Below are 25,144 nucleotides of genomic sequence, written 5' to 3'. Positions count from 1 at the left end.
TATTGGTTCCGTAAGCGATTGATATATAAGAAAAAAACTTCTTTTCAATGTTGGCACGCAGGATGCTGCAGTTCCGTGTCGCCAACAGGCGTAGAAAACAATTCGAACGCACGGCTGAGTGGGCGCGCAGCCTGGGATATGGAAAGCATGGATAACAGACTGAACGGCAAAACCGAAATATGGGCCGATGGCTATTCATTCATGGAAATGAGCGAGACATTGCTGGTCGCGTTAGGTATTCGCTCTGAACAAACTAAACCTTCGGAGTTGTCTTCCCGTCCTGTCGAGGCCGTCTCTTCGACGGCTGAAAAAGCCTTCCCTGATGTGGAGGTTGACCGGTAACGACACCGGTTCATTGCGGCAGTCAAACTTAATTGCTCGCTACCTATGCTAGCGAGCCAGGGTTGGTGTGGGTCCGTCGTTGCCGGACGACGCGCAACGACTTGAGCCCCCTGCAGGTGCAGCACTGCGCTGTACGCTGCCGCTCAGTTCAGAGTAGATGTTTGGATATGTGCTTCGATATCTCGACGATCGAAGTCTTGCCGGTGAACTCGAACTTCACCTTCCCAAGCGACGAGAAATAGACCTCCAGCTCCGAGTCCAGATCGAAAGTCCCGGACGTCTCCACCGAATAAGCAACGATGTTGTTGTAGGGCAGGGAAGTGAAATCCTTCTTGCTGCCGGTGATGCCCTGCACGTTGACCGCGATGATCCGCTTGTTGGTAAACACCACGCCGTCACGCATGGACTTGTAGGAATCGACTACCTGCTCGTCGTCCAACAGCAACGACCGGACCCGCTCGGCGTACTCATCGTTCTGCTTTAGCTTGAAGAAACCCTTGTTGTCGAAATCGATCATCGCTGCGTTCCTCGTTATGGATCGTTGTCGCCGCATGCTGCCCTAGCTGTACCCAGCTTTCCAGAGGGCGTGCGGCCTTGACAGTTAGAGACAGCTTCCGATCAAATGTTACGGTATAACATTTGATCGGAAGCAGGTATGAACAGCAGTTGGGTTGCAGCAAGGGTATGGGGCATTGCCGCCATGGCAGGTTTGGGCAGCCTGTCGGCGTTGGCACAGGAATCGGACAGCGCTGTTCTCGAGGAAGTGGTAGTCACGGCCGAGCGTGAGCAAGTCGAGGTAAACGGCTATCGCGCCCGCCGTTCAGCGAGCGCCACCAAGACCGACACCCCGCTGGATGAGGTGCCCCAGGCGGTCAGCGTCATCCCCGCCACGGTCTTGGAAGATCTGGACAGCCCGCGTATCGAGAAGGCCTTGGACTACGCGGGTGGCGTGGCGCGGCAGAACGACTTCGGCGGCCTGACCATGTACGAATACAGCATCCGCGGGCTGACCACGTCTGAGTTCTACAAGGATGGTTTCAGCGTCAACCGCGGTTATATGAACCCGCAGGACCCTTCCAACATCGAGCGTATCGACGTGCTCAAAGGGCCGGCGTCCAGCCTGTATGGCCGCGGCGACCCAGGCGGCACCATCAACATCGTCAGCAAGCGTCCGCAGAATGACCAGTTTGCGCGCCTGGACCTGAGTGCCGGCCGCTGGGATCGTTACCGCGGCAGCCTGGACGTCAACACACCGTTGGATGATGCGGGCACGATGCTCTACCGCATGAATCTGGCGGTAGAGGACAACAAGAGCTTTCGTGATTACCGCTCCAGCGAGCGGCAGTTCTTTGCCCCGGCGTTCAGCTGGGAACTGACGCCGCAGACGCGCCTGCTGGTGCAGGCCGAAGTCATCCGCAGCAGCCAGGTATTCGACCGCGGTGTGGTTGCGCCGAATGATCGCCTTGGCAGCGTCTCGCGCTCCGACTTTTTCGGTGAGCCCGGTGACGGCGAAATCGATAACAACAACGAAAGCCTGCAGGCCGAGATCGAGCATGATCTCAACGCCAGCTGGACCGTCCGCCTGGCCAGCCACTACAAGCAAGGGCGTCTGAATGGAGGCGCCACCGAGGCAAGCTTTCTGGCCGACGATGCCCGCACCCTCAACCGCGAGTACCGCTATCGCGATTTCAACTGGCAGGACAGCATCACCCAGCTGGAGCTGCGTGGCCTGGTCTATACCGGCGACATCGAGCACAACCTGCTGATCGGTACTGAGTACGAGCGCTATGCCAAAGATGAGCGCTTGATGCGCACCCGTCCCATTTCGCCGATCGACATCTACGAACCGGTTTACGGGCAACCGCGTCCTCCATTCAGCGTAGGCCCTGACGGGCGCAGCACCGATCGGCATGAGCTGGTCTATTCCCGCTCGCTGAACCTGCAGGACCAGATGCGCTTCAGCGAAAAGCTGTTCGGCGTCATCGGCGCGCGTTACGACCATTACGAGCATCGGCTGGACAACGAAGTCGCTGGTACCCGCGCTGAGCAGACCCATGAAAAGATCACGCCGCGCGTTGGGGCGCTTTATCAATTCGTGCCTGAAGTGGCCGTATTCGCCAACGCCTCGCAGTCATTCAAGCCCAATGGCGGCGCCGATGCGTCAGGCGCGGCCTTCGACCCCGAGGAGGGGGTGGGCTACGAAGCGGGCTTCAAGTTCGATCTGCTCGACAGCCGTCTGGGCATGACCGTCGCTGCGTTTCACCTGACAAAGGAAAACGTGCTCACCGCGGACCCCGCGGATTCGGCCTATCAAATCGCAGCTGGCGAAGTGCGCAGCCGCGGTATCGATCTGCAGTTGACCGGACAGCTGACCGACGAAGTTCGGGTGATCGGCGCCTACGCCTATGTCGATGCCGAAGTGACCGAGGACAACACTCGCGCGCGCGGCAGCCGCCTGCTCAACGTGCCCGAGCACAGCGGTAGCCTGCTGGGCGTGTATGAGTTCCTCGATGGCGGCTTGCAAGGCCTGGAGCTCGGCGGTGGCGTCAATTATGTCGGCGATCGTTCCGGCAACGTCGCGGATAGCGGCTTCGAACTGCCGGGTTACACCACCGTCGATCTGCTGGCGCGCTACAAGGCGACGCAGGCCCTGACCCTGGGTGTGAACCTCAACAACGCCTTCGACCGCACCTACTACGAACGTTCCTACAGCAATGTTTGGGTCATGCCAGGCGATCCGCGCAACCTGAGCGTGAGCCTGTCGCTAGATCTGTAACGCAGCACCGGCTCAACCCGAGCCGGCCCGCCACTCGATGTATCCATAAGGAAAGAAGATGAACATGCACCACGCGAAATACGCCATGGCTTTGATCGCTGCACTAATGGCAGGGCAGGCCTGTGCCCACGGCATGTGGACGGAAGAGCGTCGCGGCAACATCGAGGTGATCTACGGTCATGGCGCCGAGGACAATGCCTATGACCCGAAGAAGATTTCCGGAGCCTGGGCAAGCGACCAGCGGGGCGGCCGTATCCCGGTCACCGTCGAACGACTCGAAGACCATGCACGACTCAAGCCGCTTGAGTCGCCGGCGGTACTCAGCGTCGCGCTGGACAACGGCTACTGGACGCAGGCGCCGGACAAGAAGTGGCTCAACGTCGGTGAATCTAAGGTTCCCGGCGCGCTGGATTCCGGTCGCTACTACAAGTACAGCCTGGCGGTGCTGCATGAGGGTGCGAAGCTGCCATCGATAGACAAGCTGAAACTGGCCATCGTCCCGCAACGTGATCCCTTGTCGGTTGACGTAGGAGAGGAGCTGGAGGTTCAGGTCCTGGTCGACGGCAAACCGGCTTCCAACGTCGAGCTGATCGCCGATTACGTGAACACCCCGGATGAAGTGGCAGCGACCACCGACAAGCAGGGCAAGGCGAAGATCACCGTGCGCAACCACGGCCTCAACGTCATCGCAGCGTCCACCACCGTCCCGAGCGAAGACCCGGACGCCCGCGTGCGCGGCATGTTCTCCTCGCTGAGTTTCGTCAGCGCCAAGCACGAGCACTGATCGACCATCGCAGGTGAAGGGCCCAAATCCTCTTCGTTGCATCGCTTCAACGCCTGTGAGACCGACAAGCGTCGTCTATTTCACAGGCGTTTCCCTAGGGCGCGAAGCGCAGGTGCCTTGCCGGTCTAGGTGGGCTCGGCACCGTGCTGACACGGCAGCTCCAATATCTCAGCATGGCGCAGTCTAAAATCTAGATATTGACATTTATCGATATGATGACCAGCATAGCCAGTCCAGTGGTCGTCACTGCCCACGTTTGAAGCTCGACGCTTGTGTGGAGACGACGCACTTCTCGGTAAGGCAGCCCATGCCTTTTAATATCTATAAATCACGATATCTAAATCTAACGTTATGAATCACAAATCACTCTTCACCCAGACTTCGCTCGGCCCCTTCGTTCTGCGCAACCGCATTGTCCTGCCTCCTCTCACGCGCTCGCGGAGTTCGCAACCGGGCAATGTCCCTAACTCACTGATGGCGACCTATTACCGGCAACGAGCCGGTGCAGGTTTCATGGTGACCGAAGGCACCCAGATCGAGCCGCGAGGCCAGGGCTACGCCTGGACCCCTGGCATCCACAGCCAGGAACAGGTCGAAGGCTGGAAGGCCATCACTCAAGCGGTGCATGCCGAAGGCGGCGTGATTTTCGCGCAGTTGTGGCATGTCGGGCGCGTGTCCCACACATCGCTCCAGCCTGACGGGGCTGATCCGGTGGGGCCCTCTGCAATCCCCGCACGCAACGTCAAAGTCTTCATCGAGACCGGGCCCGGCGAAGGGATGCTGGCTGATCCGTCGACCCCGAGAGCGCTATCAACCGGGGAGGTCAAAGAGCTGGTGCAACTCTATGTCCAGGCTGCGCGAAACGCTTTGGAGGCAGGGTTCGACGGCATCGAGGTGCACTGCGCCAATGGTTATCTAGTGAATCAGTTCATCTCGGCTCACACCAACACCCGAACCGACGAATACGGTGGTTCGCTGCAGAACCGCCTGCGCTTTTTGCGCGAGATCGCGCAGGCGATTTCCGATGCGATAGGCGCGGACCGGGTCGGGATACGCTTTGCGCCGCTCTTTGCCAGCACCGATGAGGAGCGCGTCTACCTGGGGCTGGTCGAGGACGATCCCCACGAGACGTACGTAGAAGCCGTGAAAATCCTGGAAGAGATCGGCGTGGCGTATGTGTCACTGGCTGAGGCCGATTGGGACAGCGCGCCGGAATTGCCCAACAGCTTCAGGCAGGCTGTACGTAAGGCGTTCAGCGGCAAAATCATCTACGCGGGTAAATACACGCCAGAGCGAGCTGCCGCGGCAATCGAAGCCGGCTGGGCCGACCTTGTCGCATTCGGACGCGCGTTCATTGCCAATCCTGATCTGCCGTCTCGGATTGCCCATGGGTCGCCCATGAACACGCTTGATCCGAGCAGCATGTATGGCGGAACGGAGCAGGGCTATACCGACTATCCGGCCCACTCGGAATAAACCGCCGCTGCGTGCCCTCCGTCGTAGGGCACGCAGCGATTCGAGGCGAAGTATCGTAAGATCGCGAAAACCCACTACCCGACGCAGATATGAGCATAGACGTCAGTGAAGCGCTGAAGGCGTTGGACAACCCCACCCGCCTGGCCATCCTTACCCTGCTGAAGGACCCGAAGACCAACTTCCCGGAGCAGGAAGCCGATCCCGAGCAGCTGGGCGTCTGCGTCAGCATCATCCAGGAGCGCGTCGGGCTGTCCCAATCGACCGTCTCGAACTACCTCGCCGCGCTCCAGCGCGCGCAGCTGGTGACCTCGCAACGCATCGGCCCCTGGACCTACTACAAGCGAAACGAGCAGAAGATCGCCATGCTGCTCGAGGCGCTCGGAAAAGCCATTTGAGACGATGGTGGGCTAGGCAGAGACCATGCCGACCCCGGATGGGTCGTTGATGGAGTATCGCTTCTACCGGTGCGAGAGGGATGGCAGAACCTATTCGGTCCGCCAGACGCGGCGGATCACCTACGCATTTGCTAAGCCCAACCGAATCACAACGAACACGGTTGTTTAGTTGCGCCCGGCGGTCACACCACCATCGACCGGCAGTATGGCGCCAGTAATCCAGGAGGCCTCGGTCGAAGCCAAAAACAGGATGGCCGCAGCTACGTCACCGGGTTGTCCGTTACGCCCCAACGGGTGGAACGCATTGAAGGTCGGAAGCACTTCCTTGACCTGCTCAGCATCCATGAAGGTGTTGTATACCGGCGTCTCGACCACGGCTGGTGCCACGGTGTTGATGCGGATGTTTGACCCAGCCAGCTCGATCGCCAGGTTACGCGTCAAGGCATGCACGCCGGCATTCGCTGCGGAGTAGGCAGCGGAAGGCGTCGCGCCGATTGCCTGAATCGCCCACAGCGAACCGGTTTGCACGATAACGCCGCCGCCGCGCTGGAGCATCGCTTTAGCAGCAGCCTGGGCCATGAAGAACTTGCCCTTGAGGATGGTATCGAGGAACCAGTCGTACTCATCAGGATTGACCTCGAGGAACGGCTTCGGATTGAAGACACCCGCGCTATTGATCAGAACGTCCACTCCGCCGAACTCGCGCACCGCCAGGTCAGCCAATGCCTGAGCAGTGGCGGGTTGGGCGATATCGCCAGCGAGTGAACGTACCTGACGACCACTGGCATCTATATCCTGGGCTGCCCGGGTCAGCTTGTCCGCATCGCGACCGCCAATAACCACCGAGGCGCCAGCTTCGACCAGACGCTTGGCGACTTCCTTACCAATTCCTGAACTACCGCCGGTAACGATGGCTACCTTGTTAGAAAAACTATGCATGTTTTGATCTCCGCAGTGTTGCTGAGCGTAAGGTTGATGATCGCCAACAACCTTCAGGTGGCGCAGAGGTTCCCCATCTGCGGGACATTTACTGTCGTCCTGATGCAATTGTTGTTTCGCTCAGGCACTGCCAACAACGCATAAAATCTTGCCTACCGAGATAGGAAATCTATCGATGACTGCCCCTGCCAACCTCAACGCCTTGCGTGCATTCGAAGCCGCAGCGCGGCACCGTAGTTTTTCTGCAGCCGCAACTGAGTTGAACGTCACGCCGGCGGCCGTAGGGCATCAGGTCCGCAACTTGGAATCGTGGCTTGGAGTCGCTTTATTCACCCGCGCCACAAGTGGTTCGGCGCGCCTTGAATTGACGGACGCGGCGCGCTCGGCACTGCCTGATATTCGCGAAGGCTTCGAAAAATTGCGGTTGGGCTTGTCACGGCTTAGGGACGCGGGCGCGAATGTCGAGCTCACCGTTACTGTGAGCCCGGCCTTTGCTGCGAAATGGTTGCTGCCTCGCATCGAGCGATTTCAGCACGCTTATCCGGATCTGGATGTGCTGCTGGACACCAGTTCGCGTTCGGCGGATTTTCAGGCTGAGCGTATCGATGTCGGTGTCCGCTATGGTTCCGGCAGCTGGCCTGGTCTAACCGCCGTTCGGCTTATGGACGAAGTTATATTTCCAGTCTGCTCGCCAAGCTATCCGCTATTGGAGCGCGGGCGGCTGCCAACAGAACGCTTGCCGCGCGCTACGTTGATCCACGACCTGTCGATGGCGACCGATGCGGACTACCCGACCTGGCGAATGTGGTTGGACGCCTCGGGTTTCAATCAAATAAACACCAGTCACGGCCTGCGTATTAACAACTCGGCCGCTGTACTGCAGGCAGCGATGAACGGGCAGGGGATCGCACTGGCGCGCAGTGTGATGGTGAAGGACGACCTGGATGCGGGTCGGTTGATACGTCCCCTGGCCGACAGCGGCTTGGATTGCCCGCTAACCCAGGCGTACTACGTGGTTTATCGGGCCGACAGCGGCGACCTGCCCAAGGTGCAAGCCTTTCGCGATTGGTTGCTGGCCGAGGCTGGCAAGGCTGCGTCTGATGTTTAGGGGTCGTGCGGCATGGCACAGAACGGGCAAAGCCCAAAGCAAAAAGGCCTCACGTTTTCACGTGAGGCCTTTTCCGTATTTGGCGCACCAGGCGGGATTCGAACCCACGACCCCTGCCTTCGGAGGGCAGTACTCTATCCAGCTGAGCTACTGGTGCGTTGCGGGGCGCAATCATACGCATGTCGTCTGCGGTCGTCCATGGCGCTTGGACGGCTGGGTGGCTGATGGTTCAGGCTTGGCGCGGCGATTCGGTTGGTCATCAGGCTGAGCTATGGCGCGTTAATTTTTCCGAACATGATGTTGCTGATTCCAGGGTGCAGGCTTAGCATTCGTTCGAGATTTCAAACGCTTTGCTATACGGCAGGAACCCGAGGACTTTCCTTCGTTCTGACCTAGGTCGGGCGGTTCCAGCGCCAATCGCTCCGTATCGGCCTGAGGGCCTAGATTCAATTTCCGACGCAGCGTCGTCGGCTCGTAGGAGACTGCCATGCAACTCAACGACACCAAGCTGTTCCGTCAGCAGGCTTATATCGACGGAGCCTGGCAGGACGCGGACAGCGGCCAGACCATCAAGGTCAACAACCCGGCCAGCAACGAGATCCTTGGCACCGTGCCGAAAATGGGCGCTGCCGAGACGCGCCGGGCCATCGAGGCTGCCGAGCGCGCGTTGCCGGCCTGGCGTGATCTGACTGCCAAGGAGCGTTCGCAGAAGTTGCGCCGCTGGTTCGAGCTGATGATGGAAAACCAGAACGATCTGGGTCGCCTGATGACGCTGGAGCAGGGCAAGCCGCTGGCCGAGTCGAAGGGCGAAATCGCCTATGCCGCCTCCTTTATCGAGTGGTTCGCCGAGGAAGCCAAGCGCATCTATGGCGACACCATTCCTGGGCATCAGAAAGACAAGCGCATCATCGTCATCAAGCAGCCGATTGGCGTGACCGCGGCCATCACACCGTGGAATTTCCCGGCAGCGATGATCACCCGCAAGGCGGGCCCGGCGCTCGCGGCGGGCTGCACCATGGTGCTCAAACCCGCCAGCCAGACGCCATTCTCTGCGCTGGCCCTGGCTGAGCTGGCTGAACGTGCCGGCATTCCAAAGGGCGTGTTCAGCGTCGTCACCGGTTCGGCCGGCGATATCGGTGACGAGCTGACCGCCAACCCGACCGTGCGCAAACTTAGCTTCACCGGCTCCACCGAAGTCGGCGCCAAGCTGATGGCCCAGTGCGCGCCGGGCATCAAGAAGCTCTCGCTGGAACTGGGCGGCAATGCGCCCTTCCTGGTGTTCGACGATGCCGACCTCGACGAAGCGGTAAAGGGCGCCATGCAGTCCAAGTACCGCAATGCCGGGCAGACCTGCGTCTGCGTCAACCGCATCTATGTGCAGGATTCGGTCTATGACGCTTTCGCCGAGAAATTCCAGGCAGCGGTGGCCAAGCTCAAGGTCGGCAACGGCTTGGACGAAGGCGTCGATATCGGACCGCTGATCGACGACCGCGCCGCCGCCAAGGTGCGCGAACATATTGAAGACGCGGTGGCCAATGGCGCCAAGGTCCTCACCGGCGGCAAAGCGCACGAAATGGGCGGAAGCTATTTCGAGCCGACCTTGATGGTGAATGTCCCGCACGATGCCAAAGTGGCGAAGGAAGAAACCTTCGGCCCGCTCGCGCCGCTGTTCCGCTTCAAGGACGAGGCCGAAGGCATCGCCCTGGCCAACGATACCGAGTTCGGATTGGCCGCCTACTTCTATGCGCGCGATTTGGGTCGTGTGTTCCGCGTTGCCGAGGCCATCGAGTCGGGAATGATCGGCATCAATACCGGCATGATCTCCACCGAGGTGGCGCCGTTCGGTGGCGTGAAGTCCTCCGGCTTGGGTCGCGAAGGTTCGAAGTACGGCATCGAGGATTACCTCGAGATCAAATACCTCTGCCTCGGGCTGTAAATGCGCTGAACTACGAGGAGCCGGTTCCCCTGGGGGCCGGCTCCTTTTTTTTTGCCTGGTGTTTTGGTCATTCGATAAGTGACCAGTCGGTACGGCCATGCCGGGTCCGCTGCCAGCCACCAAGGCGCTGCAGAGGGACGATATAGCCCAGTCTCAGTTATGCCAGCAACGCTACATGACTTATGGCGCTTGCTAGGTTCATCGATTGTTGCCAGTCTCTCGACATGCGGAAATGACTCAACTATTCTGCTGTGCGAAACATGATTCCGTGAAATAACAACTCTAATCATCATTTCACAAGCGGAGGCCTGCCATGACGGATGCCGTAAGGCTCGAAATTCAGGGCGCGATCGCTCTGATCACGGTCAACAATCCACCGGTCAACGCCCTCGGCCAGGCTGTGCGTGAGGGTCTACTGAAGGCCTTTCAGGGTGCCGAAGCGGACCAGCAGGTCCGCGCCGTCGCGCTGGTGTGCGAGGGCAACACCTTTATCGCCGGCGCTGACATCAAGGAGTTCGGCAAGCCCCCGCAAGCGCCGAGCCTGCCAGAGGTTATCGAGTTCATCGAAAGCTGCAGCAAGCCGAGCGTTGCAGTGATCCACGGCACCGCGTTGGGCGGCGGACTTGAAGTGGCGCTGGGCTGCCATTACCGCATCGCCCGGAAAGACGCCAAGGTCGGTCTGCCGGAAGTGAAGCTGGGCCTGCTGCCCGGCGCAGGCGGCACCCAGCGGCTGCCGCGGCTTGCCGGTGTCGCCAAGTCGCTAGACATGATTGTCAGCGGCACGCCTATCAGTGCGGCTGAGGCGGTTGAGCACAATATCGTCGACGAGCTCTTTGAGGGTGATCTGGTGGACGCCGGCCAGGCCTACGCCCGTCGTATGGTCGATGAAGGCCGCGCACCGCGACGCACTGGCGAGCAGACCCAAGGCCTTGAGGGCGCCGACAACGAGGCCCTGATCCGTGCCAAGCACGCTGAAGTCGCTAAGCGCATGCCCGGGCTGTTCTCGCCGCTGCGTTGCATCGCTGCAGTCGAGGCCGCCACCCAACTGCCGTTGGCCGAAGGCCTCAAGCGTGAGCGTGAGCTGTTTGCCGAATGCCTGAACTCGCCACAGCGGGGTGCCTTGGTTCATTCATTCTTCGCCGAGCGCCAGGCCGGCAAGATCAATGACCTGCCATCCGACGTGAGACCGCGTCCGATCAAGACCGCCGCGGTGATCGGCGGTGGCACCATGGGTGTCGGAATCGCGCTGAGCTTCGCCAATGCCGGGGTACCGGTAAAGCTGTTGGAAATCAATGAAGAAGCCTTGCAGCGCGGCCTGCAGCGAGCCCGTGATACCTATGCGGCGAGCGTCAAGCGCGGCAGCCTGACCGAGGAGGCGATGGAGAAGCGCCTCGCGCTGGTCGAAGGCGTCACCGACTACGCTGCGCTGGCCGATGCCGATGTGTTGGTTGAAGCGGTATTCGAGGAAATGGGCGTCAAGCAGCAGGTGTTCGAGCAGCTGGATGCGGTATGCAAACCCGGCGCGATTCTCGCCTCCAACACCTCGTCACTGGATTTGAACGCCATTGCCGCGTTCACCAAGCGTCCTGAAGACGTGGTCGGGCTGCATTTCTTCAGCCCAGCCAACGTCATGCGCCTGCTCGAAGTGGTGCGCGGCGAGAAGACCAGCAATGAGGTGCTCGCCACCGCCATGGCCATCGGCAAGCAGCTGAAGAAGGTCTCAGTGGTGGTCGGCGTCTGCGACGGTTTCGTCGGCAACCGCATGGTCTTCCAGTACGGCCGTGAGGCGGAATTTCTCCTAGAGGAGGGTGCCACGCCACAACAGGTCGACGGTGCGCTGCGCAACTTCGGCATGGCCATGGGGCCCTTCGCCATGCGCGATCTGTCGGGCCTCGACATCGGCCAGGCGATCCGCAAGCGCCAGCGCGCAACCCTGCCGGCGCACCTGGATTTCCCCACCGTGTCCGACAAGCTCTGCGCCGCCGGCATGCTGGGCCAGAAGACCGGCGCCGGCTACTACCGCTACGAGCCGGGCAACCGAACGCCGCTGGAGAACCCTGAACTCACGCCTATGCTGGAAGCTGCATCACAAGAGAAAGGCATCGAGCGAAAGGCGCTGGACGAGCAGTACATCGTCGAACGCTGCATCTTTGCGCTGGTCAACGAGGGCGCGAAGATTCTCGAAGAGGGCATCGCCCAGCGCTCCAGCGACATCGACGTCATCTACCTGAACGGCTACGGCTTCCCGGCCTTCCACGGCGGGCCGATGTTCTATGCCGACAGCGTTGGCCTGGACACCGTGCTGGCGCGGGTCAAGGAGCTGCACGCACGTTGCGGCGACTGGTGGAAACCGGCGCCACTGCTGGAAAAACTGGCCGCCGAAGGCCGCACCTTCACCGAATGGCAGGCCGGGCAATGAGCACCGCCCGCCTGCACTCTGCCGATCGGATATCGAGGATTCATCCATGAACGTCAACTACACGGCCGAAGAGCTCGCCTTCCGCGATGAAGTGCGCGCCTTCCTGACAAACGAGCTGCCGGCGGACATCGCCGCCAAGGTCAAGCTCGGCAAGCACATGTCCAAGCAGGATCACGAGCGCTGGCAGCAGATCCTGGTCAAGCGCGGCTGGTACGCGCCGGGCTGGCCGGTGGAGCTGGGCGGCACTACCTGGGGCCCGGTGGAAAAGCACATCTTCGACGAAGAATGCGCCCAGTTTGGCGCGCCGCGTACCGTGCCGTTCGGCGTCAACATGGTCGCCCCGGTAATCATCAAGTTCGGCAGCCAGCAGCAGAAGGACCATTACCTGCCGCGCATCCTCTCCGGCGAAGACTGGTGGTGCCAGGGCTACTCCGAGCCCGGAGCTGGCTCCGACCTTGCCAGCCTCAAGACCCGCGCCGTGCGCGACGGCGACCATTACGTGGTCAATGGCCAGAAGACCTGGACCACCCTCGGCCAGCACGCCAACATGATCTTCTGCCTGGTGCGCACCGACCCCGAAGCCCAGCAGCAGCGCGGCATCAGCTTCCTGTTGATCGACATGAAGACTCCGGGCATCAGCGTGCGGCCGATCATCACCCTGGACGGCGACCATGAGGTCAACGAAGTCTTCTTCGACAACGTCCGCGTGCCGGTGGAAAACCTCGTTGGCGAGGAAAACCAGGGCTGGACCTGCGCCAAGTACCTGCTGACCCACGAGCGCACGGGCCTCGCCGGCATCGGTGCCTCGAAGGCTGCACTGGCACATCTCAAGCGCATCGCCATGAAGGAGGTGTGCGACGGCAAGCCGATGCTCGAAGACCCGCTGTTCCGCGCCCAGGTTGCGGAAGTGGAGATGCAGCTGATGGCCATCGAAATGAGCACCCTGCGCATTCTTGCGGCCGCGAAGGAAGGGGGCGTGCCTGGCGCCGAATCCTCGATCCTCAAGGTCAAGGGCACCGAGATCCGCCAGGCCATCACCAGCCTGCTGCGCAAGGTCATCGGCCCGTACGCGCTGCCGTTCCTTGAAGAGGAAATGCAGCTGGACTACGAAGGCGACCTCTTGCACGCCGACTACAGCGCGTCGCTGGCCGGCGACTACTTCAACATGCGCAAGCTGTCGATCTTCGGCGGCTCCAACGAAATCCAGAAGAACATCGTCTCGAAGATGATTCTCGAGCTGTAAGGGGGCACCGCAATGGACTTCAAACTGACTGAACAGCAGCAGATGCTGCAAGACACCGCGGCGCGTCTGGTGCGCGACGCTTACCCGTTCGAGCAGCGCGAGAAATTCAGCGAGTCGGAACTGGGCTTTTCTGCCGAGTTCTGGGGCCAGCTGGGCGAGCTTGGCCTGACTGCCGTGCCGTTTGATGAAGAGATTGGCGGCTTTGGCGGCGGTGGTGTGGAAACCATGCTGGTAATGACCGAGCTGGGCCGGGGCCTGACACTGGAGCCCTACCTGCAATCGGTGATCTTCGGCGGCGGCCTGCTCAACCAGCTGGGCAGCGACGCGCAGAAAGAAGATCTGCTGCCGCAGGTCGCAGCCGGTTCGCTGCAACTGGCGGTGGCCTTCGACGAGCCGCAGAGCCACTACAACCTGCACGATGTACAGACCAAAGCTGAAGCGGTCGACGGCGGCTATCGCCTGTCCGGACGCAAGGCAGTGGTAATCGGCGGACACAGCGCCGGTAAGATCATCGTGTCCGCGCGCAGCTCGGGCGACAGCCGTGACGAAACCGGCATCAGCCTGTTCCTTGTCGATTCGAACGCCCAAGGCGTCAGCCGCCGCGTCTACCCAACCATCGACGGACGCAAGGGCTGCGAGCTGTTCCTCGACAACGTGCAGGTGGGTTCCGATGCCGTGCTAGGCGACGTTGGCAACGCGCTCCCGGCGCTGCGCTACCAGCAAGGCCGCGCCATCGCCGCGCAATGCGCCGATGCGTTGGGTAGCATGGACGAGGCATGCAAGCTGACCTTGGACTACTTGAAGACGCGCAAGCAGTTCGGCGTGCCGATCGGTAAGTTCCAGGTCCTGCAGCACCGCATGGTCGACATGCAGACCGAGCTTGAGCAGGCCACCAGCATGGCAATCCTCGCCGCGACCTTTGCCGACGGCGAAGACAACGACGACCGCCGCCGCATCATCGCCGCCGCCAAATACATCTGCGCACGCGCTGCACGCAAGGTCGCCGAAGAAGCGATCCAGCTGCACGGCGGCATCGGCATGACCTGGGAATACAACCTCGCCCACCACGCCAAGCGCTTGGTGATGATCGCCCACCAGTTCGGTGACGATGATCATCATCTGAAGGCCTATGCGAAGTTGATGCAGGTGGCGTAACGCGCCAATCGCGACACCACGACCGGGCCCTATGGCCCGGTTTTGCTTTCCAAGCATCTATCCGCGGCGCTCAGCCCTCTGCCGACAGGCGTGGCAAAGCGGTTACCATCCAGTCGTCCCGCTTGCTTGGATGACCTCATGACGCTCAACCAGAATCCCGAACAGCTCGCCCGTGACCGCATTGACGAACAAGTGCGCCAGGCCGGCTGGGTCGTGCAGGCGCAGAAGAAGATCGACTTCAGCGCCGGCCCTGGAGTTGCGGTACGCGAGTACAGCACCAGTGTCGGGCCTGCCGACTATCTGCTGTTCGTCGATGGCAAGCCGGTGGGCGTGATCGAGGCCAAGCGGGAGGAGGCCGGGCAGAGCCTCAGCGTCGTCGAAATTCAAACGCAGGGTTACGCCGATGCTCAGTTGAAGTGGATCAAGGCCAGCGAGCCGCTGCGCTTCCTCTATGAAAGCACCGGCGTCATTACCCGCTTCACCGATGCACGCGACCCCAAGCCGCGCTCCAGGGAAGTGTTCAATTTCCACCGCCCCGAGACCTTGCGCGAATGGCTGGGCCAGTCGCAGACGTTGCGCGCTCGTCTGCAAGCTATACCGCTGCTCAACCCTGAGCAGCTGCCGGCCAGCGAACTGCGCCTGCGCGATTGCCAGGAAGTAGCGATTCGCAACCTCGAAGCCTCGTTTCATGCCGCGCGGCCACGCGCATTGATTCAAATGGCTACCGGAGCTGGCAAGACCTACACCGCGATCACCGCCATCTACCGCCTGCTCAAACATGCTGGCGCCAAGCGCATCCTGTTTTTGGTCGATACCAAGAACCTCGGCGAACAGGCCGAGCAGGAAATGATGAGCTACTTGCCCATCGACGATAACCGTAAGTTCACCGAGCTCTACCCGGTGCAGCGGCTCAAGTCAGCCTATGTCGCCAGCGACAGCGCCGTGTGCATCAGTACCATCCAGCGGTTGTACGCGACGCTCAAGGGCGAGGAGCTGGATGACGCCGCCGAAGAGATCAACCCAGCCGAGCAACTGACCAAACCCAAGGCGCCGCTGCCCGTCGTATACAACGCGAAGATCTCGCCGGAGTTTTTCGATTTCATCTTTATCGATGAATGCCACCGCTCCATCTACAACCTCTGGCAACAGGTGCTCGACTACTTCGACGCCAGCCTGATCGGCCTTACCGCCACGCCGGACAACCGCACCTACGGCTTCTTCCACAAGAACGTGGTCAGTGATTACAGCCACGAGAAGGCCGTGGCCGATGGCGTCAACGTCGGCAATGAGGTCTACCTCATCGAAACCGCCGTGACCCAGCGCGGAGGGGCGTTGAGCGCCGAACAGCAGATCGAACGCCGTGAACGCCTGACCCGTCGCAAGCGTTGGGAGCTGCAGGACGAAGACGAGGCCTACAGCGGCAAGCAGCTCGACCGCAACATCGTCAACCCGGATCAGATCCGCACGGTGATTCGTACCTTCCGCGACAAGCTGCCGGAAATCTTCCCCAATCGTTACGAAGCCGACGGCAAGTACCAGGTGCCCAAGACGCTGATCTTCGCCAAGACCGACAGCCACGCCGACGACATCATCCATTGCGTGCGCGAGGAGTTCGGTGAAGGCAACGCCTTCTGCAAGAAGATCACCTACCGCGTCGGCCAGGACCGCAAGGATGCCGATGGCAACGTCGTCGAAGCCGCAGAAGACCCGAAAGACCTGCTCGCCCAGTTCCGCAACGCCTACTACCCGCGCATCGCCGTCACCGTCGACATGATCGCCACCGGCACCGACGTCAAACCGCTGGAGTGCCTGCTGTTCATGCGCGACGTGAAGAGCCGCAACTACTTCGAACAGATGAAGGGCCGCGGCACCCGCACGCTGGAAAAGGACGACCTGCAAAAGGTCTCCTCGGCCGCCATCACCGGCAAGACTCACTACGTCATTGTCGATGCCATCGGCGTCAGCAAATCTCTGAAAACCGCCAGCCAGCCGCTGATCACCAAGCCCAGCGTGCCGCTCAAGGATCTGGCCATGGGCGTGATGATGGGCGCCAGCGACAGTGACAGCGTCAGCTCCCTGGCCGGGCGCCTGGCGCGGCTGAACAAGCAGCTGGAGCCGGCCGACCACAAGAAGCTTGAAGCGCTTAGCGGCGGTGTCAGTCTGCAGCAGATCGTCAGCCGGCTGTTCAACGCCATCGATGCCGACCTGGTCGAAGCCCGTGCGTTGCAACTGGCCAGCCAGCCCGCCGGCACCGACCCCGGCGAGGCCCTGCGCGATCAGGCCCAGGCCGAGCTGGTCAAGGATGCCGCCAAGGTATTCAACGGCGAGCTGATCGAGGTGATCGACCGCATCCGCCGCGACAAGGAACAGAAGATCGACCACGACACCCTCGATGAAGTGCTCAACGCCGGGTGGCAACGCGACAGCGCCGAGCAGGCGCAAAGCATCAGCGAGGATTTCGCCGCCTACCTGCAAGAACACCGCGACGAAATAGACGCCCTGAGCATCTACTTCACCCAGCCACAGCGTCGCCGCGAAGTGACCTACGAGCAAATTCGCGCGCTGTTCGAGCGGCTCACGGCGGATAAACCGCATCTCGCGCCGCTGCACGTGTGGCAGGCCTACGCCCGGTTGGACGAAGTCAGCGGGCAGAACCCGCTCAATGAACTGACTGCCCTGGTCGCGCTGATCCGCCGCGTCTGCGGGCTGGATGCGAAAGTCACCCCCTTCGAAGACACGGTCAACCGCAACTTCAAGCAGTGGATCTTCAAGCGCCATGCCGGCGGTGGCGAGAAATTCAACGAAGCGCAGATGCAGTGGCTGCAGATGATCCGCGACCATATCGCCACCTCCATCCATATCGACCGCGATGCTTTAGACTTCGCGCCCTTCAATCGCCATGGCGGGCTGGGCGGCTTCTACGAGCAGTTTGGCGCGCAGTACGAGGCGGTAATGGATGAGATCAATGAGGCGTTGGTGGCGTGATGCAGAAGCTTGATTTTCCCAAAACCTGGGTATGGGCAACAGTTGCCGACCTTGGAAAAGTAGTTTCAGGAGGAACCCCTTCGACCAAAGAGCCAACCTACTGGGGCGGCGATGTAGCTTGGATATCTCCTTCGGACCTCACAGGCTATTATTCGAAATTTATCAGTAAAGGCGCAAAATCAATTACTCAGAGTGGATTGCAGAATAGTTCTGCCAATGTCATGCCTGCGGGCAGCGTCCACTTCTCATCCCGCGCCCCGATCGGCTACACAGCCATTAGTACTTGCGACATAAGCACCAACCAAGGTTTTAAAAGCCTTGTTCCTGCTGCCGGAGTTTTCAACGAATATATTTACTACTATTTTAAAAGCGCAAAGCAGCTGGCTGAGTCATTGGCAACAGGAACAACATTTAAAGAAATATCAGGCTCTACGTTTAGCAAGATGCCCGTCCCACTTCCGGCTGCAGCCGAACAGCAGCGCATCGTCGCCAAAATCGAAGAACTGTTCTCCGAGCTGGATAAAGGTGTGGAAAACCTGCGCACTGCCCAGCAGCAACTCAAGGTCTATCGCCAGACCCTGCTCAAGCATGCCTTCGAGGGCAAGCTGACCGCCGACTCAACGTGTGCAGTTACAGACTGCACATGGCCTAAACATAAGCTTGGCGAACTACTAAGCTTTCTGACTTCAGGGTCACGAGGCTGGGCAGCCTACTATGCGGATGCAGGCGATATTTTCATTCGTGCACAGAACATCAAGCATGATTGCCTTGACCTAAGCGACATAGCTTTTGTTGCATTGCCAGATCGAGCTGAAGGGCTAAGAACAAGGGTTCAGCAAGGTGATTTGTTGGTTACTATCACAGGGGCCAACGTGACTAAGTCTGCTTTGGTCGAACATGCCATTGATACTGCCTACGTTAGCCAGCATGTTGCCCTCTGCCGACCAACCAATAACGTTCTACCAAGATTCCTATATTGGTTTGTAGTCGCCGAAGCTGCGGGACGTAAACAACTAACCGACTTGGCTTATGGTGCAGGAAAACCTGGCCTTAACTTAGAAAATATTCGTTCGATTACCATTCACCTGCCCGAGTTGGTTGAGCAATCGAAAGTCGTAGAGCTGATCGAAGACAAATTATCCGTTATTGAAAATCTCGAACAAACCATCACTTACTCGCTGCAACAGGCCGAAGCCCTGCGCCAGTCCATTCTGAAAAAAGCCTTCTCCGGCCAACTGGTACCACAAGACCCGAATGACGAGCCGGCCAGCATGCTGCTGGAACGTATTCGCGCTGAGCGTGCCGCGCAGCCCAAGGCGCGTGGGCGTAAGGCGAAAGCATGAGCGACGCTTCCGTAGGGTGGGCTTCAGCCCACCAAGGGCTCACGGGCGGCGGGCTGAAGCCCACCCTACGATATTCCTCTGCATCCGAAAATTTAGGGCGGATGCAACCCGCCGCTCGCGCTGGCGTATGCCGGCGAGCCGCCCCGGCAGTACGGCACAGATCGGTGGAAAACGCTGCTCTGTTTTCCGTCCTACATGACGGGAGCATCCGACCATGACCCCAGAACACCTGACCCGTCTGCTGCGTGATGGTGAAGGCCTGACGGTTGAATTCAAGCGTGCCCGGGAGGCACTGAATCGCGATATCTACGAAACCATCTGCGCCTTTCTCAACCAGCGCGGCGGCACCTTGATCCTGGGCGCGGCGGACGATGGTCAGGTGACCGGCATCGCGTCCGACGCGTTGGCGCAGATGCGCAAAGACCTCGCCAATACCCTGCACAATCCACAGAAGATCAACCCGCCGATGCCGCTGGTGCCCGAGCAGGTTGAGCTGGATGGGCAGGTGTTGCTGGTATTGAGCGTGCCGGAAAGCTCTCAGGTTCACAGCTGCAATGGCCGAATATTCAGCCGCAACGAAGACGGCGACTTCGATATCACCGGCCGGACGCAGCTGATCGCCGAGCTGTACTTGCGCAAGCAGGATAGCTACAGCGAGAACCGCATCTTTCCGTTCCTCCGCCTGGATGACTTGCGCAGCGACCTGATCGAGCGTGTGCGGCACAACGTGCGCTTGCAGCGCAGCGGCCACCCCTGGGCCGAGCTGGACGATCTGGAGCTGCTGAAAAGCGCCCGCTTGTATCAGCGCGACTACCAGACCGGGGAGGAGGGCATCTCCATGGCCGGCGCGCTGCTGTTCGGGCGCGACGAGGTGGTGCTGGGCGTGGTGCCGCATCACCGCACCGACGCCATTCTGCGGGTGAAGGACCTCGACCGTTACGATGACCGCGACGATATCCGCACCAACCTGCTGGAAAGCTACGACCGGCTGATGGCCTTCGTGAACAAGCACGTCGCCGATCCCTTCTATCTGGAGGGCAACCAGCGCGTCAGCCTGCGCGAGCGCATCTTCCGCGAGGTGGTGGCGAATCTGCTGATTCACCGCGAATACCTCAATCCGTTCCCCGCCAAGTTGATCATTCAGCGTGATCGGGTAACTACGGAAAACAGCAACAACCCCCACGGCCTGGGTCTGCTGCGCCCGGATGATTTCGCCCCTTCGCCGAAAAATCCGGCAATCGCTCGCGTGTTCCGCGAGATGCAGTGGGCCGAGGAGCTTGGTTCCGGCGTGCGCAACCTGTTCAAGTACGCCCGCGCCTTTGGCGGGCAGGACCCGATCCTCAGTGAGGAATCGATCTTTCGCGTGACTCTGATGCTGCCCTACAGGCCAGATTTGTCGGACAAAGGCATGATCATCCGGGAGCCCAGCCCTTGGGCAGAGCCAGAGTCGCAGCCAGAGTCACAGCCAGAGTCACAGCCAGAGTCGCTGCAGCTACGGGTGCTGCGTTGCTTGCGGGGCGGCCCCCTGAGCAAGGCGGCGTTGTCGCGCTCGCTCGGGCAGCGCAGCGTCTCTGGGCCGCTCAACCATGCGGTGCGCCAGCTCCTGGCTGAGAACCTTATCGAATACACCTTGCCGGACAAACCCAATAGCCGGCTACAAACATATCGCCTCACGCCCGCCGGGCAGGCGCATCTCGCTCAGCAGGACAGTCACCATGAGTAGTAACACCCACGCAATCATTTCCAAGGTCTGGAGCTTCTGCACAACGCTGCGCGACGATGGCGTCAGCTATGGCGATTATCTGGAGCAGCTGACCTATTTGATCTTCCTCAAGATGGCCGATGAGTACAGCCAGGCGCCCTACAACCGCGACATCGGTATCCCCGATGGCTGCGACTGGGGAAACCTGAAGAAGAGGCGCGGCGCGGAACTGGAGGTGCATTACGTCAAGACGCTGCTGGTGCTGGGCGGCAAGTCCGGCATTCTCGGACAGATCTTCACCAAGGCGCAGAACAAGATTCAGGACCCGGCCAAACTCAGCCGCTTGGTGGAAATGATCGACGGCACCAAGTGGGTCACCCTAGGCGCGGACGTCAAAGGCGATATCTATGAAGGCCTGCTGGAAAAGAATGCCGAGGACACCAAGTCCGGTGCCGGCCAGTACTTCACCCCGCGCGCACTGATCCGCACCATGGTCGAGTGCATGCGCCCGGAACCGAACCGGACCATCGCCGACCCCTCATGCGGCACCGGTGGCTTCTTCCTGGCGGCATACGATTTTCTCGCGGCCAATCCAAACCTGGACAAGGCGCAGAAGGATTTCCTGAAGAATCACACTTTCTTTGGTAACGAGATCGTCGCCAGCACGCGGCGGCTGTGCCTGATGAACATGCTGCTGCACAACATCGGCGAGATCGACGGCGAAAGCAGCATTTCGCCCAACGATTCGCTGATCGCCGATAACGGCCAGCGTTTCGACTATGTGTTGGCCAATCCGCCGTTCGGCAAGAAGAGCTCGATGAGCTTCACCAATGCCGAAGGCGAGCAGGAAAAGGACGACCTCACCTACAACCGTCAGGACTTCTGGACCACCACCTCAAACAAGCAGCTGAACTTCGTGCAGCACATTCGCAGCATGCTCAAGAGCACGGGGCGCGCCGCCGTGGTGGTGCCGGATAACGTGTTGTTCGAGGGCGGCGCAGGTGAAACCGTGCGCAAGCGCCTGCTGGAAACCACCGAGCTGCACACCATCCTGCGCCTGCCGACCGGGATTTTCTACGCGCAGGGCGTAAAGGCGAACGTGCTGTTCTTCGATAACCATCCGGCGAGCAAGACGCCATGGACCCGGGAGGTCTGGTTTTACGACTACCGCACCAACGTGCACCACACGTTGAAGAAGAAGCCGCTGCGCTTCGAGGATCTGCAAGATTTCATCAGCTGCTACAACCCGGCGAATCGCCAGAACCGCCAGGAAACCTGGCACGAAACGGAAAACCCCGACGGCCGCTGGCGCAAGTACGGTATCGAGCAGATTCTCGCCCGCGACAAGACCAGCCTGGATATCTTCTGGCTGAAGGACAAGACGCTGGCCGATCTGGATAACCTGCCCGAGCCGGATGACCTGGCCGAGGAGATCATCGAGAACATTGAGGCCGGCTTGGCCAGCTTCCGCGAAGTGCTGGCGGGGCTGGGTGGCCGATGATCAGCACATTGGCAATAGCTGACTAGCCCGTTCCGAATCAGGCGGTGCGCGGTTTGCGTTGTGGCGGGGCAGTGAGTCGCATGCATGCTGTGCAGCATGACCGCTATGCATAGCTGCGGCAGGACCATGTTGTCACGCCGCATATTGCCTATCTCACCGCGGCCAGCGCGTCATTCTGATCCCGGTCGTCCTGCTCCAACTCCGGCAACAAATAATCCGTCCAGAGCGTAGGCGCGAAGGCTCGACGGAAGAAGCCGAAGTGGCCGATGCGATCGGCGCCGACTTCGTCCGGGGCGATGCGGCGCATCTGTTTTGGTGCGGCGGTGTAGAAGCCGTGCAAGGACTCGGTATTGCGCGCCGACATCATCTCGTCATCGGTAAATGACAATGACGTCAGCGGAGTCTGCACCGCAGCGAAGGCCTGGCGCATGGGTTCGCCCTCGACGCCTACCAAATAGTCCGGATGCAGGCACCAGCGACGCCACTGGCGGATCACGCCGGCCGGCAGATCACCGACTGCCCCGATACGCCCACCGGGAAAGTAGCCGAACAACGGCGTAAGCAGCGGCGCCAATCCATGCCAAAGCAACCATGCCTGGCGGCGAATCTGTGGGCTGTTCTCGCGCCAATAACCGCTGCCTGCGGCGATGGTCACGATGCGGGTGAGCCGCTCATGGCCTTGCACCAGCGGCAGGATTTGCGCGCCGACACTGTGGCCGATCCAATAGATCGGTAGCTCCCTGGCCGCTTCCACAACGTTGGCCAGCACGGCACTGCAGTCGTGACGGGCCCAGTCGAGAATATCCACCTCAAGCTGACGTAAAGGGATATGGCAGGACTGGCCCATGCCGAGGTAGTCGAATGTCACCGCCAGAAATCCCTGGTTGGCTAGCCAACTGGCGAAATGGGCATAGAAGTCTTGTTTCACCGCCATTGCTGGAGCGATCAGCACGGCGCCGCGTGGTATGCCCTCAGGGTGATACCAGCAGCTCGCCAATTGATGGCCGTTACGGTTGTCGATCGAGCGTGCTTCAGCCTGTATCGTCGCCATGCCTGTTCTCCGATCTTTTTGTAATGCCTGGATCGGTGCAGTATAGGAGCAGTAGAAATTAATTCTAGAACATTATTCTAGTCGGAGATCGGATGTCCCGAAGTAGTCGCAAGCAAGAAATTCTTCAGGCCGCGCTCGCCTGCTTTACCGAGTTCGGGGTGGAGGCGACCACCATCGAAATGATCCGAGACCGTTCCGGCGCCAGCATCGGCAGCCTTTACCACCATTTCGGTAACCGCGAGCGGATCATCGCTGTGCTTTATCTGGAGGGCATCGGTGAATACGCCGCGCGGTTGGAGGCCGGACTGATCGATACGCTGGATGCCGAGGCGTGCGTCAGATTGTTCGTCACCAGCTACATCGATTGGGTCGTGGAAAACCCGGACTGGGCACGCTTCGTTCTGCACAACCGTGGGCGGGTAGAGGCCGGTGAGATGGGGGAACGACTGCGCGAGGTCAATCAGGCCCATGGCGAGCGGGTGAGCGCAATCCTGCGTCGGCACCGTGATAGCGGTGCCTTTCGCCGGATGCCGGGCGATTGCTTTCTGGCTGTAGTGATCGGGCCCTGCCACGACCTGGCCCGTAACTGGCTGGCCGGACGCGCGCGTACCGCGTTGGCGGATTGCCGCGAACTGCTCGCGGACATCGCCTGGGCCAGCGTCCGGTCGCAGTGACGGCGGACTGATCGCCATCCTGCGGAGTCGATGAGCGAAAGGTCGGTGAAGCCTACGCTTCCCGCTTGACTGGGTGTCGCTTAGCCAATGATCAGACGCCCAGACTTTCGATATCGCGTGCGAGCATTTCCAGCTGGTGTGCCAGCGAGCCGCGTAGGGTTTCTTCGCTGAGCTGGAACGAGGGCGCGCCGCAGGTCAGCGCCATGATGCTGCCGTCGGCCAGATGCAGCGGTACGCCAGCGGCCATCACGTTGCGGTCCCAGTCGCCGAGCGACAAGCAGAAGCCGTGCTGGCGGAACTCGGCAAAGGAGCCTTCCAGCGATTGCTTCATGGTTGCCCAGCCGTCTCCGTACTTGGTTTCCAGCGCGGCCATCAGGTGCTCTCGCTCCTTGTCCGGGGTTGCCGCGAGGAAGGCGCGGCCTGCCGCGGTGGTGGCCAGCGGCAGGCGTACACCCGCGTCCATGCGTAGCGTCGAAACCTCGGCCGGACGGCAGTTCTCGATGTAGATCATCGACAGCCGGTCACGGCAGGTCAGCCCCACTGATGTGTTGGTACGGCGGGAAAACTCATCCATGTATGGCTTGGCCAGCTGGCGCACGCGCAGGTTGGACACGTAGGCATAACCCAGCGCCAGCACGCCGGAATCGAGCTGGTACTTTTCCAGCTGCGGCGAGTAGCTGAGGTAACCGAGCTTGGTCAGAGTGTAGGTCATGCGCGACACCGTCGGTTTGGGCAATCCGGTGATACGCGCAATGTCCTGGTTGCCCATCACCACCGAACCGTGGGTGAAGGCACGCAGTACATCCAGCCCGCGCGATAGCGCTTCGACGAATTTGCGGTCCTTGGGAGTATCGGTGTCTTCGATGTCGCTCATGAGGTGTCGGTCTGTCTAGTGGTGGGGCGGCGGGGCCGCACGATAGCAGATCGCCCCTTCGCTCGGCAGGGCGGCCTTTACAGAATGCTCGGGCCTTGCCGCGAGGGCCGGCCATGGCCCGGTTGCTTGTGCCAATTCAAGCATAATAGCTGAAAATATCGGTTTGCATTCCGCAGAGTAAAACGTCAGTTCGCTGGCGCTGCTGAATACATGGTCGGATTTGATGAGTGCTGTATCGTTACGTGCGGTTGGATCGCATCGATACGACGCGAGCCGATGCGCCCGTTAGGCCGGTTCGTTGCCGCGAGCGGTTCGGTCCATATATAAAGAGGAAAAGACAAAGGCGACGAACGGCATACTCCGTCAGACCGTGTCGGGCGCGGCCTAGGGAAGGATTGCGGCGATAGACGCCGATGCTTAAAAGTTACACCGCGCTTGTTG

At 60.4% G+C, this 25,144-nt stretch carries 19 protein-coding genes and 1 tRNA gene; 15 read left to right on the top strand and 5 right to left on the bottom strand.

The window, feature by feature from the left end; genetic code table 11:
• Nucleotides 1-147: 147 nt before the first annotated feature.
• On the top strand, nt 148-342 hold the full coding sequence (locus tag C1896_21780; GenBank protein AZZ47333.1) for a hypothetical protein: 195 nt from the start codon (nt 148-150) through the stop codon (nt 340-342).
• Nucleotides 343-490: 148 nt separating this feature from the next.
• Here the strand turns inward: C1896_21780 and C1896_21775 are convergent, their stop codons facing one another.
• Nucleotides 491-859 carry a cytoplasmic protein gene (locus C1896_21775; protein AZZ47332.1) on the bottom strand — a complete coding sequence of 123 codons (369 nt, stop codon included), beginning with the start codon at nt 857-859 and terminating at the stop codon, nt 491-493.
• A gap of 138 nt (nt 860-997) precedes the next feature.
• Here C1896_21775 and C1896_21770 point away from each other — a divergent pair, with 138 nt between their 5' ends.
• From C1896_21770 to C1896_21755, 4 genes are all read left to right on the top strand, one after another.
• Complete coding sequence (locus C1896_21770) at nt 998-3,118, top strand: TonB-dependent siderophore receptor (protein ID AZZ47331.1); 2,121 nt, start codon at nt 998-1,000, stop codon at nt 3,116-3,118.
• A gap of 58 nt (nt 3,119-3,176) precedes the next feature.
• Nucleotides 3,177-3,902 (top strand): DUF4198 domain-containing protein, encoded by a 726-nt coding sequence (locus tag C1896_21765; GenBank protein AZZ47330.1) that lies wholly within the window; start codon nt 3,177-3,179, stop codon nt 3,900-3,902.
• A gap of 351 nt (nt 3,903-4,253) precedes the next feature.
• Nucleotides 4,254-5,378, top strand: coding sequence for an alkene reductase (locus C1896_21760; GenBank protein AZZ47329.1), 1,125 nt, complete (start codon nt 4,254-4,256; stop codon nt 5,376-5,378).
• Between the two features lie 89 nt (nt 5,379-5,467).
• The gene (locus C1896_21755; GenBank protein ID AZZ47328.1) at nt 5,468-5,773 is read left to right on the top strand and encodes an ArsR family transcriptional regulator; all 306 of its coding nucleotides are present in this window, start codon (nt 5,468-5,470) and stop codon (nt 5,771-5,773) included.
• A gap of 165 nt (nt 5,774-5,938) precedes the next feature.
• On the opposite strand, the gene C1896_21750 is transcribed toward C1896_21755, so the two are convergent.
• Nucleotides 5,939-6,712, bottom strand: coding sequence for a sugar dehydrogenase (locus tag C1896_21750; GenBank protein ID AZZ47327.1), 774 nt, complete (start codon nt 6,710-6,712; stop codon nt 5,939-5,941).
• Nucleotides 6,713-6,887: 175 nt separating this feature from the next.
• On the opposite strand from C1896_21750, the gene C1896_21745 reads away from it, so the two are divergent.
• On the top strand, nt 6,888-7,820 hold the full coding sequence (locus C1896_21745; protein AZZ47326.1) for a LysR family transcriptional regulator: 933 nt from the start codon (nt 6,888-6,890) through the stop codon (nt 7,818-7,820).
• 80 nt (nt 7,821-7,900) lie between these two features.
• Here C1896_21745 and C1896_21740 read toward each other — a convergent pair.
• Nucleotides 7,901-7,977 (bottom strand) — tRNA-Arg (locus tag C1896_21740).
• A gap of 330 nt (nt 7,978-8,307) precedes the next feature.
• On the opposite strand from C1896_21740, the gene C1896_21735 reads away from it, so the two are divergent.
• From C1896_21735 to C1896_21700, 8 genes are all read left to right on the top strand, one after another.
• Nucleotides 8,308-9,756 carry a succinate-semialdehyde dehydrogenase I gene (locus tag C1896_21735; protein ID AZZ47325.1) on the top strand — a complete coding sequence of 483 codons (1,449 nt, stop codon included), beginning with the start codon at nt 8,308-8,310 and terminating at the stop codon, nt 9,754-9,756.
• Between the two features lie 313 nt (nt 9,757-10,069).
• Nucleotides 10,070-12,175, top strand: coding sequence for a 3-hydroxyacyl-CoA dehydrogenase (locus tag C1896_21730; GenBank protein AZZ47324.1), 2,106 nt, complete (start codon nt 10,070-10,072; stop codon nt 12,173-12,175).
• A gap of 46 nt (nt 12,176-12,221) precedes the next feature.
• Nucleotides 12,222-13,418: a pimeloyl-CoA dehydrogenase large subunit gene (locus C1896_21725; GenBank protein AZZ47323.1), complete on the top strand. Its 1,197-nt coding sequence runs from the start codon at nt 12,222-12,224 to the stop codon at nt 13,416-13,418.
• Nucleotides 13,419-13,430: 12 nt separating this feature from the next.
• Nucleotides 13,431-14,573 carry a pimeloyl-CoA dehydrogenase small subunit gene (locus C1896_21720; GenBank protein AZZ47322.1) on the top strand — a complete coding sequence of 381 codons (1,143 nt, stop codon included), beginning with the start codon at nt 13,431-13,433 and terminating at the stop codon, nt 14,571-14,573.
• A gap of 138 nt (nt 14,574-14,711) precedes the next feature.
• Nucleotides 14,712-17,558 carry a restriction endonuclease subunit R gene (locus C1896_21715; GenBank protein AZZ47321.1) on the top strand — a complete coding sequence of 949 codons (2,847 nt, stop codon included), beginning with the start codon at nt 14,712-14,714 and terminating at the stop codon, nt 17,556-17,558.
• Between the two features lie 503 nt (nt 17,559-18,061).
• Nucleotides 18,062-18,901, top strand: a complete 840-nt coding sequence (locus C1896_21710) for a hypothetical protein (protein AZZ47774.1) — start codon at nt 18,062-18,064, stop codon at nt 18,899-18,901.
• A gap of 214 nt (nt 18,902-19,115) precedes the next feature.
• Nucleotides 19,116-20,624 carry an AAA family ATPase gene (locus tag C1896_21705; GenBank protein ID AZZ47320.1) on the top strand — a complete coding sequence of 503 codons (1,509 nt, stop codon included), beginning with the start codon at nt 19,116-19,118 and terminating at the stop codon, nt 20,622-20,624.
• On the top strand, nt 20,617-22,104 hold the full coding sequence (locus tag C1896_21700) for a DNA methyltransferase (GenBank protein AZZ47319.1): 1,488 nt from the start codon (nt 20,617-20,619) through the stop codon (nt 22,102-22,104). Before C1896_21705 ends, C1896_21700 begins: the two co-directional genes overlap by 8 nt.
• A gap of 148 nt (nt 22,105-22,252) precedes the next feature.
• Here the strand turns inward: C1896_21700 and C1896_21695 are convergent, their stop codons facing one another.
• Nucleotides 22,253-23,155: an alpha/beta hydrolase gene (locus tag C1896_21695; protein ID AZZ47318.1), complete on the bottom strand. Its 903-nt coding sequence runs from the start codon at nt 23,153-23,155 to the stop codon at nt 22,253-22,255.
• Between the two features lie 92 nt (nt 23,156-23,247).
• Here C1896_21695 and C1896_21690 point away from each other — a divergent pair, with 92 nt between their 5' ends.
• A complete protein-coding gene (locus tag C1896_21690) occupies nt 23,248-23,829 on the top strand; it encodes a TetR/AcrR family transcriptional regulator (GenBank protein ID AZZ47317.1) in 582 nt (193 codons plus the stop codon).
• 91 nt (nt 23,830-23,920) lie between these two features.
• Here the strand turns inward: C1896_21690 and C1896_21685 are convergent, their stop codons facing one another.
• Nucleotides 23,921-24,703, bottom strand: coding sequence for an IclR family transcriptional regulator (locus tag C1896_21685; protein ID AZZ47316.1), 783 nt, complete (start codon nt 24,701-24,703; stop codon nt 23,921-23,923).
• Nucleotides 24,704-25,144 lie beyond the last annotated feature (441 nt).

The sequence above is a fragment of the Pseudomonadaceae bacterium SI-3 genome (genome assembly GCA_004010935.1).
Taxonomy (GTDB): Bacteria; Pseudomonadota; Gammaproteobacteria; order Pseudomonadales; family Pseudomonadaceae; genus Stutzerimonas.
This window is presented reverse-complemented; position numbering and strand designations above follow the sequence as displayed.

Excerpts from the sequence above, each read along its gene's own strand:
- C1896_21780 (AZZ47333.1), top strand. The coding sequence starts at position 148 with ATGGATAACAGACTGAACGGCAAAACCGAAATATGGGCCGATGGCTAT.
- C1896_21775 (AZZ47332.1), bottom strand. The coding sequence starts at position 859 with ATGATCGATTTCGACAACAAGGGTTTCTTCAAGCTAAAGCAGAACGAT.
- C1896_21770 (AZZ47331.1), top strand. The coding sequence starts at position 998 with ATGAACAGCAGTTGGGTTGCAGCAAGGGTATGGGGCATTGCCGCCATG.
- C1896_21765 (AZZ47330.1), top strand. The coding sequence starts at position 3,177 with ATGAACATGCACCACGCGAAATACGCCATGGCTTTGATCGCTGCACTA.
- C1896_21760 (AZZ47329.1), top strand. The coding sequence starts at position 4,254 with ATGAATCACAAATCACTCTTCACCCAGACTTCGCTCGGCCCCTTCGTT.
- C1896_21755 (AZZ47328.1), top strand. The coding sequence starts at position 5,468 with ATGAGCATAGACGTCAGTGAAGCGCTGAAGGCGTTGGACAACCCCACC.
- C1896_21750 (AZZ47327.1), bottom strand. The coding sequence starts at position 6,712 with ATGCATAGTTTTTCTAACAAGGTAGCCATCGTTACCGGCGGTAGTTCA.
- C1896_21745 (AZZ47326.1), top strand. The coding sequence starts at position 6,888 with ATGACTGCCCCTGCCAACCTCAACGCCTTGCGTGCATTCGAAGCCGCA.
- C1896_21735 (AZZ47325.1), top strand. The coding sequence starts at position 8,308 with ATGCAACTCAACGACACCAAGCTGTTCCGTCAGCAGGCTTATATCGAC.
- C1896_21730 (AZZ47324.1), top strand. The coding sequence starts at position 10,070 with ATGACGGATGCCGTAAGGCTCGAAATTCAGGGCGCGATCGCTCTGATC.
- C1896_21725 (AZZ47323.1), top strand. The coding sequence starts at position 12,222 with ATGAACGTCAACTACACGGCCGAAGAGCTCGCCTTCCGCGATGAAGTG.
- C1896_21720 (AZZ47322.1), top strand. The coding sequence starts at position 13,431 with ATGGACTTCAAACTGACTGAACAGCAGCAGATGCTGCAAGACACCGCG.
- C1896_21715 (AZZ47321.1), top strand. The coding sequence starts at position 14,712 with ATGACGCTCAACCAGAATCCCGAACAGCTCGCCCGTGACCGCATTGAC.
- C1896_21705 (AZZ47320.1), top strand. The coding sequence starts at position 19,116 with ATGACCCCAGAACACCTGACCCGTCTGCTGCGTGATGGTGAAGGCCTG.
- C1896_21700 (AZZ47319.1), top strand. The coding sequence starts at position 20,617 with ATGAGTAGTAACACCCACGCAATCATTTCCAAGGTCTGGAGCTTCTGC.
- C1896_21695 (AZZ47318.1), bottom strand. The coding sequence starts at position 23,155 with ATGGCGACGATACAGGCTGAAGCACGCTCGATCGACAACCGTAACGGC.
- C1896_21690 (AZZ47317.1), top strand. The coding sequence starts at position 23,248 with ATGTCCCGAAGTAGTCGCAAGCAAGAAATTCTTCAGGCCGCGCTCGCC.
- C1896_21685 (AZZ47316.1), bottom strand. The coding sequence starts at position 24,703 with ATGAGCGACATCGAAGACACCGATACTCCCAAGGACCGCAAATTCGTC.